16 protein-coding genes and 2 pseudogenes are annotated in these 16108 nt (G+C 69.9%); 6 read left to right on the top strand and 12 right to left on the bottom strand.

Translation table 11 applies throughout. The features are described from left to right. Positions 1–2: 2 nt before the first annotated feature. Entirely contained in the window at positions 3–1184 is a 1182-nt protein-coding gene (locus ADK64_RS40170; RefSeq protein ID WP_053667042.1) for a GTP-binding protein, read from the top strand. A 280-nt stretch (positions 1185–1464) separates the two neighbouring features. On the opposite strand, the gene ADK64_RS40165 is transcribed toward ADK64_RS40170, so the two are convergent. The 5 genes from ADK64_RS40165 to rpmG form a co-directional block, all read right to left on the bottom strand. Continuing rightward, positions 1465–2295 carry a trypsin-like serine peptidase gene (locus ADK64_RS40165; protein ID WP_053667040.1) on the bottom strand — a complete coding sequence of 277 codons (831 nt, stop codon included), beginning with the start codon at positions 2293–2295 and terminating at the stop codon, positions 1465–1467. A gap of 300 nt (positions 2296–2595) precedes the next feature. Beyond that, complete coding sequence (rpsR, locus tag ADK64_RS40160; RefSeq protein ID WP_053667039.1) at positions 2596–2793, bottom strand: 30S ribosomal protein S18; 198 nt, start codon at positions 2791–2793, stop codon at positions 2596–2598. A gap of 117 nt (positions 2794–2910) precedes the next feature. Beyond that, a complete protein-coding gene (locus ADK64_RS40155) occupies positions 2911–4089 on the bottom strand; it encodes a GTP-binding protein (RefSeq protein ID WP_053667037.1) in 1179 nt (392 codons plus the stop codon). After that, the gene (locus ADK64_RS40150; protein ID WP_053667035.1) at positions 4086–4343 is read right to left on the bottom strand and encodes a type B 50S ribosomal protein L31; all 258 of its coding nucleotides are present in this window, start codon (positions 4341–4343) and stop codon (positions 4086–4088) included. The genes ADK64_RS40155 and ADK64_RS40150 overlap by 4 nt, the downstream gene beginning before the upstream one ends. A gap of 5 nt (positions 4344–4348) precedes the next feature. Next, positions 4349–4513 (bottom strand): 50S ribosomal protein L33, encoded by a 165-nt coding sequence (gene rpmG / locus ADK64_RS40145; protein WP_053667206.1) that lies wholly within the window; start codon positions 4511–4513, stop codon positions 4349–4351. Between the two features lie 81 nt (positions 4514–4594). Between rpmG and rpmB the strand changes: the two genes are divergently transcribed. Together rpmB and rpsN are read left to right on the top strand one after the other, a co-directional pair. Next, positions 4595–4831 carry a 50S ribosomal protein L28 gene (gene rpmB / locus ADK64_RS40140; protein WP_053667034.1) on the top strand — a complete coding sequence of 79 codons (237 nt, stop codon included), beginning with the start codon at positions 4595–4597 and terminating at the stop codon, positions 4829–4831. Continuing rightward, a pseudogene (gene rpsN / locus ADK64_RS40135) lies at positions 4831–5133 on the top strand (30S ribosomal protein S14); the annotation flags it as partial. The gene rpmB and the pseudogene rpsN, both read left to right, overlap by 1 nt. A gap of 203 nt (positions 5134–5336) precedes the next feature. Here rpsN and ADK64_RS40130 read toward each other — a convergent pair. Continuing rightward, on the bottom strand, positions 5337–7409 hold the full coding sequence (locus ADK64_RS40130) for a putative Ig domain-containing protein (RefSeq protein WP_053667033.1): 2073 nt from the start codon (positions 7407–7409) through the stop codon (positions 5337–5339). A gap of 651 nt (positions 7410–8060) precedes the next feature. On the opposite strand from ADK64_RS40130, the pseudogene ADK64_RS40125 reads away from it, so the two are divergent. Continuing rightward, a pseudogene (locus ADK64_RS40125) lies at positions 8061–8852 on the top strand (YibE/F family protein); the annotation flags it as partial. On the opposite strand, the gene ADK64_RS48240 reads toward ADK64_RS40125, so the two are convergent. Further along, positions 8849–9424 (bottom strand): hypothetical protein, encoded by a 576-nt coding sequence (locus ADK64_RS48240; protein WP_234384911.1) that lies wholly within the window; start codon positions 9422–9424, stop codon positions 8849–8851. The pseudogene ADK64_RS40125 and the gene ADK64_RS48240 overlap by 4 nt on opposite strands. A 158-nt stretch (positions 9425–9582) precedes the next feature. Further along, positions 9583–9852 carry a hypothetical protein gene (locus ADK64_RS48235; protein WP_234384910.1) on the bottom strand — a complete coding sequence of 90 codons (270 nt, stop codon included), beginning with the start codon at positions 9850–9852 and terminating at the stop codon, positions 9583–9585. A 400-nt stretch (positions 9853–10252) separates the two neighbouring features. Between ADK64_RS48235 and ADK64_RS46445 the strand changes: the two genes are divergently transcribed. After that, complete coding sequence (locus ADK64_RS46445) at positions 10253–10396, top strand: hypothetical protein (protein ID WP_159046462.1); 144 nt, start codon at positions 10253–10255, stop codon at positions 10394–10396. A gap of 87 nt (positions 10397–10483) precedes the next feature. Here ADK64_RS46445 and ADK64_RS46860 read toward each other — a convergent pair whose 3' ends face one another. Further along, complete coding sequence (locus ADK64_RS46860; protein WP_199829844.1) at positions 10484–10627, bottom strand: hypothetical protein; 144 nt, start codon at positions 10625–10627, stop codon at positions 10484–10486. A gap of 635 nt (positions 10628–11262) precedes the next feature. Here ADK64_RS46860 and ADK64_RS40115 point away from each other — a divergent pair. Further along, positions 11263–12642, top strand: a complete 1380-nt coding sequence (locus ADK64_RS40115; RefSeq protein WP_053667032.1) for an MFS transporter — start codon at positions 11263–11265, stop codon at positions 12640–12642. A gap of 73 nt (positions 12643–12715) precedes the next feature. Here the strand turns inward: ADK64_RS40115 and ADK64_RS40110 are convergent, their stop codons facing one another. The 3 genes from ADK64_RS40110 to ADK64_RS40100 form a co-directional block, all read right to left on the bottom strand. Next, positions 12716–14635 carry a helix-turn-helix domain-containing protein gene (locus ADK64_RS40110; protein ID WP_053667204.1) on the bottom strand — a complete coding sequence of 640 codons (1920 nt, stop codon included), beginning with the start codon at positions 14633–14635 and terminating at the stop codon, positions 12716–12718. 76 nt (positions 14636–14711) lie between these two features. After that, positions 14712–15530: a 3-hydroxybutyrate dehydrogenase gene (locus tag ADK64_RS40105; protein ID WP_053667031.1), complete on the bottom strand. Its 819-nt coding sequence runs from the start codon at positions 15528–15530 to the stop codon at positions 14712–14714. Between the two features lie 54 nt (positions 15531–15584). Continuing rightward, complete coding sequence (locus tag ADK64_RS40100; protein WP_053667030.1) at positions 15585–16064, bottom strand: NUDIX hydrolase; 480 nt, start codon at positions 16062–16064, stop codon at positions 15585–15587. Between the last annotated feature and the right edge of the window lie 44 nt (positions 16065–16108).

Below are 16108 nucleotides of genomic sequence, written 5' to 3'. Positions count from 1 at the left end.
TGATGCCGTCCGATCCCTCCGGCCGACTGCCCGTCACCGTCCTGTCCGGGTTCCTCGGCGCGGGCAAGACCACCCTCCTCAACCACGTCCTCGGCAACCGCGAGGGACTGCGCGTCGCGGTGATCGTCAACGACATGAGCGAGGTCAACATCGACGCCGCCCTGGTGCGGGGCGGCGAGGCGGCCCTGTCGCGCACCGATGAACGCCTGGTCGAGATGACCAACGGCTGCATCTGCTGCACCCTGCGCGACGACCTGCTGCAGGAGGTCGACCGGCTGGCCCGCGAGGGCCGCTTCGACTACCTGCTCATCGAGTCGTCCGGCATCTCCGAACCCATGCCGGTCGCCGCGACCTTCGCCTTCGCCCGCGACGACGGCGCCACCCTCGGCGACCTCGCCCGCCTGGACACCATGGTCACGGTCGTGGACGCCGCGAACTTCCTGCCCGAGCTGGCAAGCGGCGACGAACTCGTCGAGCGGGGCCTGGACCAGTACGAGGACGACGAACGCACCGTCAGCGACCTGCTGATGGACCAGATCGAGTTCGCCGACGTCATCGTTCTGAACAAGCTCGACCTCGTGGACGAGGAGTCGGCCGACCGGCTGCGGGCGACACTCACCCGCCTCAACCCCGCCGCACGCCTCGTGCCGGCCGTCCACGGCCGTGTGAAGGTGGGCGACGTGCTGGGCACCCGGCTGTTCGACCTGGAACGCGCCCAACAGGCCCCCGGCTGGGTGAGGGAACTCAACGGCGACCACGTACCCGAGACGGAGGAGTACGGCATCTCCTCCACCGTCTTCCGCTCCGCACTTCCCTTCCATCCGGGCCGGTTGTGGACGTTCGTGACGGAGGAACTCGACAGCGGCGCATACGGACAGATCCTGCGCTCCAAGGGCTTCTTCACCCTCGCCAGCCGCCCGCACGTGACGGGCCTGTGGTCACAGGCCGGCTCCGTCGCACGCTTCGAGCCGTCCGCCGCACGCGACACCGAGAGCCCCGAGTGCCAGGAACTGGTCTTCATCGGCACGCACCTGCACACGGATGCGCTGCACACGGCCCTGACCGACTGCCTCATGGCCGACGGCGAGAGCCTGCCGCCCACGGACCCGTTCCCCACCTGGGACACCTACGGCATCGACGACACCTGCGAGCATGAGCATCCCGAACTCGTCGCGGGGCCCTGAGGACCCCGGGCCGGGCGGCGAACACAGCCACGGCGCCTCCCGGCCCGGCACGGACATCGATCCGGGAGGCCGACACACGGGCGGCCCTCGCTCTGACAGCTCGCTCCGAGGAAAGGCCGGCCGACACACGGGTCCCCTCGCCAGTGCGGGTGCGTCCGTGACGTCACAAGCCGGCCGTGCATCGACCATCGGCACCTGACCTCTGCGGGTGCCCGCATCCGCATGCGCGAGTTCGGACAACGGGAAGGCGACGGGCGGGAGGTACGGGACATCGCACGGATCACGGATCGCTGATCGCGGCCTTGTACAGGTCAGCCGCCTGGCTGCCCAGTGTCACGCTGTAGGACACGTCGTCGGTGTCGCCGCCCTCGTCGTAGCCGCCGAGGACGCCGACGACCTCGCCCTCAGGGTTGATCCAGGGGCTGCCGCTGGTGCCGAGAGTGAAGGCAGGGCAGTCGATGCGCTGCTGGGTGCTGCTCTGTGAAGTCGGCTTGTTGGTGCAAGTGATGGGCGTCTCACGGGAGTCGGGGTAACCGATGACGGTCACGGCGGTGGCGCCGGTGGCCGTGCCGGTCGTGAACTGGTTGGCTCCGACGACGTCCTCGATCGTCTTGCCGCCCTGGTCGCCGACGGTGGCAAAGGCCAGGTCGCTGTCCTCCTCCTGGTCCTTGGTCCATCCGTCGGGCAGATAGCGGTGCCCCAGCTTCCACACCCCGTACGGCGCGTGCCCGTCCCGGTAGCCCGGCACGAACACCAGGTCGGTACCGGTGGCGCTCACGCAGTGCGCCGCGGTGACGATGAGGTCGCCCTGGGGGCTGTGCACGACCGAGGCCGTGCACAGGTGCCCGCCGGACAGGTCGTCGGCCCGGTCCGCGCCGAACAGCGCGCCGACCCGCGCCGTCTGCCGATTGGCCACGACGTCGCCGGTGGCTCCTAGGGCCTGTGTTGGAGGCCCCGCCTGCTCCGCGGGGCCCGCCCTCCGGGCGGACAACGCTCCTGAGGGCCTGGGCCTGACCTTGGCGGCGGCCACGGACGAGGTCAGGGTGAGCATCACCACGGCGCCGAGCAGCGCGGGACGCGAGGTGACCAAGATGCGTGAGATGCGCTCCATCAGTGATCACTGTGTCTCACCAAAGTGAGACGTGCGCTCCGACTTAACTGAGATTTTCCTATGAAGCACCTACGGCCGCCGGACGTCGCGACGTCACCAAGGTACTCGGCAGCCCCATGCCCCACCTTCGTGCAAGGAGGAAGTCCGCAGCGGGGACGCACCGGCGACGGTTACCGTGACCTGGCATCCAAAGGGGCACTGGGGTCGTCCGGAGCCTGGCCGCCGGTGCTGGGTGCCACGACGGCCAGGCAGGTTGCGGCGCCGTCGGACCCGTACGCAAGAGGCGCTGACGTGCGCCGACTATCGGGAACTGTAGGGCAGGAGCGCCATCTCGCGTGCGTTCTTGATGGCCTGCGCTATCTGCCGCTGCTGCTGACGCGTCACGTGGGTCACCCGACGACTGCGGATCTCTCCGCGGTCGGAGATGAACTTCCGCAGCAGATCGGTGTCCTTGTAGTCGACGTACGTGACGCCGGCGGCGTCCAGCGGGTGACGCACTGACGCTTGGCCGTCTGCCGCCGGGTGGTCTTGTTTCGGGGCACGGTCGGGGTGGTCCTCTCTCTAGGGTCTCGATGGGATGTGGTCGGGCATGCGGGCCGTTGGGCGGGCAGGGGGTCAGGCCACCGAGTCGAGCAAGTCGTCGAAGGCGTGAGGCAGTTGCCTCCATCCGTCCCTGCCCGCCGCGTACTCGTCGTCGGTGAGCAGGCACGAGTCGAGCAGGGCCGACAGGCCGTCGCGGTCCAGGCCGGGCGAGGTGAAGGTGAGGTGCTGGCAGCGGTCACCGTGCTCGGGGTGCCAGTCCAGAGAGGCCGCGACGCGTCGTTCGGCCGGAACCATCTCCCAGGCGGCCTCGGGCAGGGCAGCCAGCCAGGGTCCGGCCGACTCCACGCACAGCGCGCCGACCGCAGCGTCCCACGACAGCAGCGTGTCGGGACGGTCGGCCAGCCAGAAGCGCCCACGGCTGCGGGCGGCGGCGCAGGTGAGGTCCTCAAGCGCGGCGTAGAGGCGTTGCGGGTGGAAGGGCCGTTCGCGCCGCCAGACGAGAGTGCTCACGCCGTGCTCGTCGCACTCCTGCGGCAGCAGCGCGCACGCGGGATGCAGGCGGGCGGCGGCCGCTGCCACGTCGAACCCCGCCTGCAGGGCGGCCCCCAGGACGCCGGCGCTCTCCGCTCGTACCGGTCGTGCGCCGGGTGTGAGCTGTGCAAGCAAGGCGCGATCGCCGTCGTCGGCACACTCGCCGGCCTCCCCACGAGAGCCGTCCTCGACCAGGGCGATCACCGTGGGGTACTCCAGCTGACGTGCGAAGGTGTCGGCCACGGTGCGCTGGTCGGTCGGCGCGGCGGCGAGGCCGACGTCGGCCAAGTCGTCGCCGTTGGACAGATACGGCAGGACGAGGGCCGGGTCGACTGCGCTGGCGACCCCGGTCAGGGCCAGCGGCGCGCCCGCGGCGGCGATGACTCCGGCCATGGCCTGGGGCTCGACGGAGTCCCACAGTTCCACGACGGCCAGCCGGTAGGTTCCCTCCGCTGCGAGCCGCAGCAGTTCGGGGACGAGATCCTCGCGCAGCGCGCAGCACGCGCAGTCGTTCACCAGGGGTGCGTCGCCACTGCCCAGCAGGCCGCCGGCGTCGCGCACCGTGCGGTGCACGGCACTGTCGACGGCGGACGTCAGGTCGTGGTGCAGCGCGACCGATCCGGGGACCGTACGCAGGATCTCCTCGACGGCAGCCCGGCGGGCGTCCGCGTGCAACCCGCCGACGATCGCCACCGGCAGCCGCGCCTCGTCCCGGTTCACGGCTCGCTCCGTCCGCGTCCGTACCGCCGTTCGAAGCGCTCGACCCGCCCCGCGGTGTCCAGGACCCGCTGGGTGCCGGTGTAGAAGGGATGGCTCGCCGAGGAGATCTCGACGTCGATGACCGGATAGGTGTTGCCGTCCTCCCACTCGACGGTCTTGTCGCTCGTGGCCGTGGACCGGGTGAGGAAGGCGTAGTCGGCGGCCCGGTCACGGAAGACGACCGGGCGGTACTCGGGGTGGATACCGGGCTTCACGGCTCTCATCGCTCCTCACGGAAGTCGACGTGGCGGCCGACGACCGGGTCGTACTTGCGCAGCGTCAGACGGTCGGGGTTGTTACGGCGGTTCTTGCGGGTCACGTAGGTGTAGCCGGTACCGGCGGTGGACCTCAGCTTGATGACCGGGCGCAGTTCGTTACGGGCCATGAACAGCACCATACACGAGATTGGTTTTCATTTTCATCTGACGCTAGTGTGCTGCTGCATCCACCCCAAGGAGGAACAGCCATGTCCGCCCACTGCCAACTCACCGGCCGACAGCCCGGCTTCGGCCATCACATCTCCCACTCGCACCGGCGCAGCAAGCGCCGTTTCGACCCCAACGTCCAGAGCAAGCGCTACTGGCTGCCGAGCGAAGGCCGCCACGTCCGGCTCACACTCTCGGCCAAGGGCATCAAGACGGTCGACACGATCGGCATCGAGGCCGCGGTGGCCCGCATCCGCGCCCGTGGAGGGAAGGTCTGATGGCGAAGAAGAGCAAGATCGCGAAGAACGAGCAGCGGCGCCTCATCGTGGCCCGATACGCCGCGCGCCGCGCCGCATTGAAGGCGATCAGCGCGTTCCCCGGAAGCTCCGACGAGGATCGCGCCGCCGCCCAGCGGGAACTACGCCGGCATCCTCGCGACGCCAGCGCCACCCGCCTGCGCAATCGCGACTCCGTGGACGGCCGCCCCCGCGGCTATCTGCGCGCCTTCGGCCTGTCCCGCATCCGCGTACGCGAGATGGCTCACGCGGGCGAGCTCCCTGGCGTGACCAACAGCAGTTGGCGACCCGGCACGCCAGGGGCTCACCATGGGCGCGCCGGCGACGCAACCCGAGTCTGTGCCCGGTTCCGAACGCGCCTGCCGCCACTCTGAACGGCGGGCGGGCGGCGGCACCGGTTCGTGGCGTTCTGCGACGAGCCGGTGGGTACGGCCCACCCCGCACGTGGACGGCTTCCACGTGCGGGACCCTTGTCACAGGATGCGGATCAGCTGGTCGTCAGGGCGGTGTCGTCGACGACGAAGCTGGTCTGCAGCGAGGAGTCCTCCACGCCGTTGAACTTCAGGGTGACCGTCTGGCCCGCCAGCGAGGACACGTCGAAGGTCTTCTGCGCGTACCCGGAGTTGTGGTTGAGGTTCGAGTACGTCGCCAGGGTGGTCGAACCGGCGGTCACCGTCAGCTTGTCGTACTGGGTGCTGGTGGTGGTCTCGGCGGTATCGATGTGCAGGTAGAAGGTGAGCGTGGCCTTGCAGCCGGCCGGGATCGTCACCGACTGGGACAGCGTGTCGGTGTGCGAGGAGCCGTAGCCGTCGAGCCAGGCGTAGTACGAGCCACCGTGCGCCGCCTCACCGGTGTCGTTGGTGATGACCCCGCTGGTCGCGCTCCAGCCGGTGCTGCCCGACTCGAAGCCCGGGTTGGCCAGCAGCTGGGAGCCGGAGCAGGTGCCGCCGGAGGAGCCGACGGTCCAGGTGAAGGACGTCGAGCCGGAAGCGCCGGTGGAATCCTTCGCCGTGGCCGTCACCTGGTAGGTGCCCGCGGTGGACGCCGTACCCGAGATCAGCCCGGTGGAACTGTTGATGGACAGACCCGTCGGCAGGCCGCTCGCGCTGTAGGTCAGGGCCGCGCCCGCGCTGTCGCTGGCCTTGATCTGCAGGCTCACCGAGCTTCCCGTGGTGGTCGACTGGCTGCCCGGGTTGGTGACGGTCACCGTGTTGCCGCTGGAACTGCCGGCGGTGAAGGCGGTGGTGCCGTTCGGGGTGCCCCACCCGGTCGGGCCGTCGTAGCCGGTGCCCGCGGTGCAGAAGTACGACGGGGAGCAGCTGCCGTTGTTGCCGCTGGTCACGTCGTACAGGTTGCTTGTGTGGGAGTACGGGTACTTCGCCGGGTAGTCGCTCGCGCCCGGGGTGCCCGAGAGGGCGTACACCGAGGCGATGATCGGCGAGCTGGCGCTGGTGCCGCCGTAGACCGCCCAGCCGGAGCCGCCGTAGGTGTCGTAGACCGCCACACCGGTGGCCGGGTCGGCAACCGCGGAGACGTCGGCCTCCATGCGCTTGGAGCAGCCGGAGTCGGTCTGCCAGCTCGGCTTCGGGTCGTAGGCCGAGCAGCCGGAGCCGGTGCCCTCGGTGGAGTTGGTGTGCCACACCGACTCGCTCCAGCCCCGGGAGTTGGAGGCGGTGCTGAGCGCGGTGCCGCCGACGGCCGTCACGTACTGCGACGTGGCCGGGTACTCGGCGCCGTAGGCGGAGTCACCGGAGGAGACGGTGATGGCGACGCCCGGGTGCTTGAAGTAGGAGGTGTCGTTGCTGGTCTGGGAGGAGTCCTCGGAGCCGCCCCAGCTGTTGGAGACGAACTTGGCGCCGAGCGAGACGGCCTCGTTCTCGGCGGCGCCGAGGTCGGCCATGCTCGCGGAGTTGGCCTCGACCAGGATGATGCTGCAGTTCGGGCAGACCGCGCTGACCATGTCGATGTCGAGCATCTCTTCACCGGCCCACCCGCTGTCGTTGGTCGGCAGCGAGGTGGTGGAACCGGTCTGGCTGACCTGCTTGAAGCAGCCGTTGGCCTTGGTGCAGGACGACAGGCCGTAGGTCGAGCGGTAAGTGGCCAGGTCCGACTCGGCGTTGGGGTCGTTGTAGGCGTCGACGATGCCGACGGTCATGCCCGAACCGGCCGAGGTGGGCAGGTTGTAAGCGCTGTGGAGATTGGCCGGGGAGAGGCCGGAGGGGGCCGCGGCGGCGAGCGCCGAGGTGAGGCGCTGCTTGATGATGTCGGTGCGGCGCTGGGCGAAGCAGGACGCATGACCCGGCTCGGCGGTGGCGCACAGGTGCTGGGTCGGCACCTTCTGGCCGGCCTTGCCGGTGGAGTGATAGGTCTGCCGCTCGGGAGCGGTCAGCGCCTTGTTGTTCTGCGTGACCTTGGAGGTCTGGGGGCGGGGCGCGGCAGGCTGGGCGCCGGCCGTCGGTGCGGCGGTGAATCCGGCGACGGTCAGAGTGAGGGCGGGGAAGGCGACGGCGACGAGTCTTCGCAGACTCCGTCTCCGCCCGCTCGGGCGTGACTCACGCATGGGGTACTGCCTCCGGTAGACGTGGGGTATCGCACTGGATGGGCAGGCCCGTGATTGCGCGTAGCGGCGGTGGAACCGCGCAGTCAGGAGCATGACACTCGCACGCGCCCTGCACGCCGGGTGAGCGTGACATGACAGGACGCCAGGGGAACGTAGACCGGAACGGGGCCTACCGGGCAGTACCGGGCCGAATTCTTTGCTTCTCCATAGAATGCGGTTGGTCCCCTCATGGGGGCCGGCGTGTGCTGGCCTGGCGTTGTGCCCAGAGTTAGCCCTGGTGGGTCTCGATAGCATCTTCCGTGAGGGGGCTCATTCTGCTGATCAGCCTGAACTCCCTTCCGGGCTGCACGGCAACCGCAAGCGCGCGAACGGATCTACGGCCCGACAACGCCCCTTCGCGCCCCGCCGCACACCCGCAGAGGAGCCGTGCTCTTCCAACGGCGACGGGAGTTTCGCGGCACGCCCCCTGGGGGGCCGTGCGGAAGATGTGGCCGATGAAGAAGTTCGTGATCCAGATGTAGTGAGCAGAACGCTCGGTCTTCTGGCGGCGGTCGGACTGAGACCACGGCGCAACCGTTCCCGTACTCTTCCTCAGAGCCGCCGCGCAGGACCGGCCTCGGAGGGGGCACGGACAACCGCGAGGGAGACGACGTGGTGGTCGGCCGACTGCGCGGCGTCATGGCACTGGTCGCACTGGCCATCAGCTTCCTGGTGCTGAACTTCTTCATCCTGCCGGCGGTCCTGCGGGGCTCGAACCCGCTGCTGGTCGCGGTGGTCGGGTCGAGCGCCATCATGCTGATCGCCCTGTACATGTGCCACGGCCTGTCGGCCCCCACCTCGGTGGCAGTACTCGGCACCCTGCTCTCACTGGCGCTGATCGGCATCCTGGGCTCGGCGTTCATCGGCTGGGCCGCCCTCACCGGCAACACCGACGACCAAACCGGGCTGATCCACGGCCTGTACCCGAAGCTCGACATGAGCGGACTCCTGCTCGCCGGCGTCATCATCGGCTCCCTCGGCGTGCTCGACGACGTCACCGTGACCCAGACGTCGGCCGTCTGGGAACTGCACGACGCCAACCCCACGATGGGCTGGCGCGGACTGTACCGGGCAGGCATCCGCATCGGCCGCGACCACATCGCCTCCATCGTCAACACCCTCGTCCTCGCCTACGCCGGCGCCGCTCTGCCACTGCTGCTCCTCTTCTCCATCGCCCAGAGCGGCGTGACCACGGTCGCCAACAGCGAGCTGGTCGCCGAAGAGATCGTGCGCACACTGGTGGGCTCGATCGGCCTGGTGGCCTCGGTGCCGGTCACCACGCTCCTCGCCGCCCTGGTCGTCTCGGCAGACCGGCCCGGTCCGCAGACGGACACGGCCGCAGCGGGCGCGCCGGCCACTGGCCGAGCACCTGTCAGTAAGGGCGGACGTCGACGGAAGCGTTAAGAGCCGGATGGCATCTGACCTGGCAGTATCCCTGCGGGAAGCGGCAGGTTGGTCACCACGAACTGGTTCAGGATGTCTTCGCGATCCATGAACATGATCTGGCTCCGCTTCGCCGCGTCCGACGCGTTGCCCAACCAGTTGCGTGCAGCTTTGGTGATCTCCCCGCCGGCCACGATGAACGCATGGTCGACGAGGACGCGCCGGTTGGTCTCGGGGTCGAAGATCTCGTGCGCCAGCATCATCAGAGCCTGATTGTGGATTTCAGCGATGTTGGCATTGCCCGCCCTGGACTTTCCGGTAGCGTCCAGTTTGCCGCGCTTCACCTGGATGCCGAAGTACAGGAAGTGCTGGGTCGGCAGGGTGTAACGCATCCAGATGTCCTTGCCGTACTCCAGCGCCTTGTCCCGGTGCCCGGCTGCAGTGATCCGGTGAAAGCCCAGTTGCCGGAACAGCGGCAGCAGCACTTTCTCATTGAGTGCATCCTCACTGCACGTGTCCAAGAACGCGGCAAGTGCTGTACGTCGCTGCATCTCGGCGACGCTCAGAGGACGATGCGGGTTCTTGGCCAACACCGAGACAGTGTTTCGTTCCGATGTGCCGCAGGTAGCAGTGCTTGTCCTCCCCGTAGAAGGCTTCGAACCCCTCGCGGGCGAGCGCATTGTTCAGCAAACGCAGGGCATTGGGCCGGTCGAGACCCTCATTGAGGGCATCCGCCGGATTCATCAGGTGGTCAATCACCCTGCAGAAAGAATCCGGCGGCTGCGCAGGCCCCCTCGTGCGGCTCCGCCAACAATTGTTCCAGCACCCCCGCGACCCAGCGGTGGCGCGTCGAACCGCCGTGCTCCCAATCCATGTCGAGTTCCGCGAAGAACTGGGTGATGTACATGCTCGAGCGATACGGGAAGTAAGCAGGCTCGGCATCAGCTTGAGGATCAGCTGCACCGAGGTTCCCGCAAATGAGGTCGCCGAGCATTTCCAGCGTTCGCTTTCTGAACTTCACGACGCCCCTCCCAGAGCCGCTCCCCCAGCCCACCGCGTGCGAACTATTGTGCCTTGTGACCGCAGAGCGTCCGGCACGTACGACCAAGTCCGGCAGTGTGCCAGAGGTTCAGCATCAAGGGTGGCCACTACGGCACACATCCACGGACAGCCGGCGTACCGCTGGGCCCGCCCGAGCAGGGGACACCGCATCAACCCACCACACGACAGAGCCCGCCCGGTTTCCCCGCGGGGTCGCGTCGTCTTACGGATCCCGTCTTGGTGGCTGCGATCGCAAATCCAGCGTCCACGAGAGCATCGCAGGAACACGAACTGCATGAGGAGCCGGACGCGTCATGCGTGCAAGCACAGTCGAACTCAAGACGAAGCCCCACCGGAGCGCTCCGGTGGGGCTTCGTCTCATGGCTCCGGGCAGAGGCCCCGCCAGGGTGCTCCCCGGCGGGACCTCGCCGTATCACCGGCGCTGTCACACGTCTGTCACCGACTACGCCGACTCCCCGGACGGCGATGCCCTGACCTGCTACTACGCACCCGCCCTGGACTGACGTGGACGCCCAAAGACGGTCTCTACAACCTGTGCCATGTGGTGCCGCACAGCCCGACCTGGAGGGCAGACCCGACAGGCTTCGCCTTCAGGCCGCGTCCCAGGGTCCGGCGTCCAGGACGCGCGTCTCCTTGATGACGTTCCCCGGCATCAGGTGCCAGTAGGTGCGGTACGTCTCCTCGGTGGACTTGTGCCCCCATCCGCTCGGCCACGTCGGTGATCGGGACGCCACTGCCCAGCGCGTCGGAGAAGCCGTACATCCCAATCCCCTCCACCACGGGCAGATTCTCGAAAAGTGCGCGAACGCGCCGGCGCTCGATCGGCTCCGTGTCGGACATCCGGACTGAGCGGTCAGCGGGACCACGACCGAGATGGACGGCCGCCCGCCGCTCGCCAGCGTGGTCGTCGAGCCCGCCCTCGGACTGCTGACGAAGCCCGGTCCGGCACCCGCACGATCGGGAATGCTACGCCGGCCGTTCCCCAGGGCCGGCACAACCTCTCCCGCGCCCAGTGGAGTCGGTGCAACGGTCCGAAAGATCCTGGTTCAACGCAGCGTAGTCAGCACCAAGTCAGCACGGGAGGGGTGAAGACGGGTGATGACATGGGCTTTCAGTCAGCACCGAACCAGCACGGGAGTCAGCACCGCACCGTCAAATCATCCCCAACTACGCTTCCCGGACAGCGCTGGTCTCGACCACTCCCGAGCCCGTGAACCGCCCTCCCCCGGCCCGGCATGGTGGCCGCACGCATAGCCGCCCCCAGAACTATGGTGCCCCACCACATGTGCCCCTGACCTGCATCTTCCTACCGTGTGCCGACACGTACCCGTCCCCACCGCACACGAGGAAGTGGCGCACATGGCATCACATGGCATCCCCAGCACCATCCGCTCCCCCGACCCCCGCCAACCTCCCGCGTATCGTCGCCGCCAGCCTCATCGGCACGACCGTCGAGTGGTACGACTTCTTCCTCTACGGCTCTGCCGCCGCGCTGGTGTTCAACAAGCTGTTCTTTCCGGACTCCGACCCGCTCGTCGGGACGCTGCTGTCGTTCCTGACGTACGCCGTGGGGTTCGCCGCCCGGCCGTTCGGGGCGCTCGTGTTCGGGCACTACGGCGACCGGATCGGGCGGAAGAAGCTGCTCGTGCTGAGCCTGGTCATGATGGGCGGGGCGACGTTCGCCATCGGGCTGCTGCCCACGCACGCGACCGTCGGCAGCGCCGCCCCCGTGCTGCTCACCACCCTGCGCCTGGTCCAGGGATTCGCGCTCGGCGGCGAGTGGGGCGGTGCCGTGCTCCTGGTGTCGGAGCACGGGGACGCGCGGCGGCGCGGTTTCTGGGCCTCGTGGCCGCAGACCGGTGCGCCGGCCGGGCAGTTGCTCGCGACCGGTGTGCTCTCGCTGCTCACCGCCGTGCTCTCCGACGACGCCTTCGGGTCCTGGGGCTGGCGGATTCCGTTCCTGCTCTCGGGGGTGCTCGTCGTCATCGGGCTGTGGATCCGGCTGTCCGTCGACGAATCGCCGGTGTTCAAGGAGGCGTTGGCGCGGGCCGAGTCCCGGCGGACGGAGGAGCCGGAGAAGCTTCCGCTCGTCTCCGTGCTTCGGTACCACTGGCGTGACGTGCTCGTGGCGATGGGTGCGCGGATGGCGGAGAACATCGGCTACTACGTCATCACCGCCTTCATCCTCGTCTACGCCACCGACTCGGCCGGTGTCTCGAAGCAGTCCGCGCTCAATGCCGTACTCATCGGCTCCGCCGTGCACTTCGCCGTCATCCCGGCCTGGGGCGCCCTGTCCGACCGGGTCGGGCGGCGGCCCGTGTACCTGTTCGGCGCGGCCGGTGTTGGCCTGTGGATGTTTCCGTTCTTCGCGCTCGTGGACACCGGGTCCTTCGGGTACCTGGTGCTGGCCGTGACCGTGGGTCTCGTGCTGCACGGGGCCATGTACGCACCCCAGGCCGCCTTCTTCGCCGAGATGTTCGCCACCCGGATGCGGTACTCGGGCGCGTCCATCGGTGCGCAGTTCGCCTCCGTCGCGGCCGGTGCTCCCGCCCCGCTCATCGCCACCGCACTGCTCTCCGACTACGGCAGCTCCACCCCGATCGCCCTGTACGTGATCGCCTCCGCCGTACTGACGCTCGTGGCGGTGGGCGTGGCGCGGGAGACACGGCACCGGGATCTCGCCCGCGTCGAGGACGAGGGCGGCGAGTCCACCGGTGCGCGCCCGGGCGCCGAGGCGCGGACGGTCTGACCGGCGCCGCCCGGCTGCCACAGCCCCCGTACGGCACGCCCGTACGGGGGCCGGGGTCCGCGCGGGGTCAGCGTCAGCGTCTGCCCGGGGCTGCCAGCTGGCGCAGCCGCAGAGCCAGTTGGATCTCCAGGGCGCGGGCCGGGGTCTGCCAGTCCGTGCCGAGCAGCCGGCCCACGCGCTCCAGCCGCTGGGCGACCGTGTTGACGTGGACGTGGAGGGCGTCCTTGGTGCGGGCCGGGCTCATCCCGCAGGCGAAGTACGCGTCCAGGGTGTGCAGCAGGTCCGTACCGCGCCGCTCGTCGTACGTCACGACCGGACCCACGGTGCGGTCCACGAAGCCGGCGACGTCCCGGTCCCCGGCGAGGAGCAGGCCGAGGAAGCCGAAGTCCTCGGCCGCCGCGCCGTCCCCGGCCCGGCCCAGCAGGTGCAGCGCGTCCAGGCAGCGGCGGCCCTCGGTGTAGGCGGCGGCCACGGCCTCGGGGTGGACGGCGAGGTCGGTGACGGGGGCGGAGGCGCCGACCGTGACGGGTTGGCGGACGGCCGCGCCGAGGTCGTGTGCCGTGCGGCGGGCCACCTCCGTGGCGCTGCCGCCGGTGCCGAGCGGCAACAGCAGGACGGTGCCGCCGTCGCGCGCGGCGGCGAGGCCCTGCCGGGTGGCGGCGAGGTGGGAGGCGGCCGCCCCCAGCCGGCGGCGGGCCGCGGCCTCCTCGTCGGCGTCGGCCGCCGGGCCGTCGAGACGGGCGGCGAGGACGACATGGGTCGCGGCCAGGTCGGCGTGCAGCCGGGCGGCACGCTCGCGCAGCAGGCGCGGGTCCCGGTCACGGGCGTCCAGCAGGTCGTCCAACAGCTCGCCCCGCACGCGCTGTTCGGCCTCTGCGGCGGAGCGGCGGGCGAGCAGGAGCAGCGAGGTGACCATCGCCGCCCGCTCCAGTGTGCGCTGGTCCACGGGGTCGAGTCCGGGGTGTCCGCGCAGGACCAGCGCGCCGAGGAGTTCGCCGCCGGCGGCCACCGGGGCGATCCAGTCCCGGCCGTGCCGTACGGCGTGTCCTTCCGCGCGGGAGGCCTTCAGCGCCTCGGGCGGTGCGGCACCGGTGTCGGTGAACTCCACGGTGCCGTCGAGGACTTCGGAGACGGCGGCGGCCACGTCGTGCACCCCGCCGCCGCGCAGCACGAGTTCGGCGAGCCGGTCGTGGACGTCGGAGGCGCGCTCGATGACGGCGCTGCGGTCCCGGATGATCTCGTTGGCGCGCTCCAGCCCGGCCAGTGCCGCGCGGGTCTCGCCGAGCAGGTTGGCGGTGTCGATCGCGGCGGCGGCGAGCGCGGCGAAGGAGCCGAGCAGGGCGATCTGCGCGCGTTCGAAGACACGTGCCCGGCGGTCGGCGGCGAAGAGGACCCCGATGACGTGCGGGCCGAGCATCAGAGGGACGCCGAGGATGGCGACCAGGCCCTCGTCGCGCACGCCGGCGTCGATGGTGAGGGTGTGCTGGAAGCGGGCGTCCTGGAAGTAGTCGTCGGTGACGTACGGCCGTGTGGTCTGCGCGACCAGTCCGCCGAGCCCCTCCCCCAGGCCGAGCCGCAGCTGCTGGAAGCGGGCGGAGACCGAGCCCTCCGTCACCCGCATATAGGTGTCGTCGTGCGTCGGGTCGTTCAGGGTGAGGTAGGCGACGTCCGTGCCGAGCAGGGAGCGGGCGCGCTGCACGATCGCCTGCAGGACGGCGTCGAGATCGCGCAGGCCCGCGAGGTCGTGGGCGGTCTCGAAGAGCGCGGACAGCTCCGCCTCCCGGCGCCGACGGCCTTCCAGCTCGGCCCGGACGCGCAGGGCGAGCAGTCTGGCCTGTTCCAGCGCGGCGATCCGCTCGGCCGTCCGCCCCTCGGCACGGGCGAGCAGCACCGGCTGCTCGTACGCCTCCACGGAGGCATCGCGGGCCAGCAGCTCGAGGTAGGAGGCCTCGGGGCTGCGGAGGGGCGCCGGCTGAAGGTGATCGCGGGACATGGTCACAGGATCGCGCATCGGCGGCCCGGCCCGTCGGGCCTGTGGACAACTCCCGGGCCGGGCGCACCCGGCCCCGTCAGTGGGCGGTCCATCCGCCGTCGAGGACGAGCGAGGTGCCGGTGACGAAGGACGCCTGGGGGCTGCACAGGTAGGCCACCGCCTCCGCGACCTCTTCCGGTTCGATGAGTCGCCGCACGGCACTGTCCTTCAGCAGGACCTCGGACAGCACGCGTTCCTCGGGGATGCCGTGCGCCCGTGCCTGGTCGGCGATCTGCTGCTCGACCAGGGGTGTGCGCACGTAGGCCGGGTTCACACAGTTCGAGGTCACCCCATGGGCGGCGCCCTCCAGAGCGGCCGTCTTGGACAAGCCCTCAAGACCGTGTTTGGCGGCCACATAGGCCGACTTGAAGGCAGAGGCGCGCAGACCATGAACGGAGGACACATTGACGATCCGGCCCCAGCCCTGCGCGTACATGTGCGGCAGGGCACCGCGGAGGAGCCGGAAGGGTGCCTCCAGCATCACGGTCAGCACCGTGTGGAAGACCTCGGGCGGGAACTCCTCGATGGGGCGCACCAGTTGCAGGCCCGCGTTGTTGACCAATACGTCAGTGCCGGCCGCGGCATGCTCGGCGGCGTCGAGGTCGGTGAGGTCGAGGACGTGCGGTACGACGGTCCCGGGGAGGTCTGCGTCCCGCTCGGCCTGCGCGGCCAGCTCGGCCAGGCCGGCCGCGTCGCGGTCGACGGCCCGTACCTTGGCCCCGGCGGCGGCGAGCCGCAGCGCGCAGGCGCGGCCGATCCCGCCGGCGGCACCGGTGACGAGGGCGGTGCGGCCGTCGAGGGCGAGGGTCTGGGGGTGCGGGCCGGGCGGCGGGGGCGGCGGACTGGACGCGGTCATGTGTCGACCCTAGGCGGAGCCCACCCGTCGCCACATGTGGCGGCAGCCCATACTTCAGCCAAGAGTCATAGGCTCAAACCATGTGGGGGCATCGGACATGGCCTGCTTGATCCGGAAGAGACCGAACTCGCTCAGTTCGGGCAGCGCGTCCACGTCGAACCAGCCCACCTCCAGCGATTCGTCGTCGTTGACGCGGGCCTCGCCGCCCACGGCCCGGCAGCGCAGGGTGATGTCCATGAACTGGCAGGTGTCGCCGTTGGGGTAGGTGATCGGCTCGAGGGCCTGTACCAGGACGACCCGTTCGGCGACGCAGCGCACCGCCGTCTCCTCGAAGACCTCGCGCACGGCGCATTCGGCGGGCTGCTCACCCGGCTCCGGAATACCGCCGATCACCGACCACTTGCGGTTGTCGGACCGCCGGCCCAGCAGCACTCTGCCCTCGTCGTCGAAGACGATCGCGGTGACCCCGGGGAGCCAGAGCAGCTGCTGTCCGGCGGAGGCCCGCAGCGTGCGGATGAAATCAGGAGTAGCCATGGCTCGACCCTAACGGCCGGTGTCGGCGCTCTCCTGCCGGTTCA

The organism is Streptomyces sp. MMG1121 (genome assembly GCF_001280015.1).
GTDB lineage: Bacteria > Actinomycetota > Actinomycetes > Streptomycetales > Streptomycetaceae > Streptomyces.
This window is presented reverse-complemented; position numbering and strand designations above follow the sequence as displayed.

Excerpts from the sequence above, each read along its gene's own strand:
- ADK64_RS40170 (WP_053667042.1), top strand. The coding sequence starts at position 3 with ATGCCGTCCGATCCCTCCGGCCGACTGCCCGTCACCGTCCTGTCCGGG.
- ADK64_RS40165 (WP_053667040.1), bottom strand. The coding sequence starts at position 2,295 with ATGGAGCGCATCTCACGCATCTTGGTCACCTCGCGTCCCGCGCTGCTC.
- rpmG (WP_053667206.1), bottom strand. The coding sequence starts at position 4,513 with ATGGCCCGTAACGAACTGCGCCCGGTCATCAAGCTGAGGTCCACCGCC.
- rpmB (WP_053667034.1), top strand. The coding sequence starts at position 4,595 with ATGTCCGCCCACTGCCAACTCACCGGCCGACAGCCCGGCTTCGGCCAT.
- ADK64_RS40130 (WP_053667033.1), bottom strand. The coding sequence starts at position 7,409 with ATGCGTGAGTCACGCCCGAGCGGGCGGAGACGGAGTCTGCGAAGACTC.
- ADK64_RS46445 (WP_159046462.1), top strand. The coding sequence starts at position 10,253 with ATGGCTCCGGGCAGAGGCCCCGCCAGGGTGCTCCCCGGCGGGACCTCG.
- ADK64_RS40115 (WP_053667032.1), top strand. The coding sequence starts at position 11,263 with ATGGCATCCCCAGCACCATCCGCTCCCCCGACCCCCGCCAACCTCCCG.
- ADK64_RS40110 (WP_053667204.1), bottom strand. The coding sequence starts at position 14,635 with ATGTCCCGCGATCACCTTCAGCCGGCGCCCCTCCGCAGCCCCGAGGCC.
- ADK64_RS40105 (WP_053667031.1), bottom strand. The coding sequence starts at position 15,530 with ATGACCGCGTCCAGTCCGCCGCCCCCGCCGCCCGGCCCGCACCCCCAG.
- ADK64_RS40100 (WP_053667030.1), bottom strand. The coding sequence starts at position 16,064 with ATGGCTACTCCTGATTTCATCCGCACGCTGCGGGCCTCCGCCGGACAG.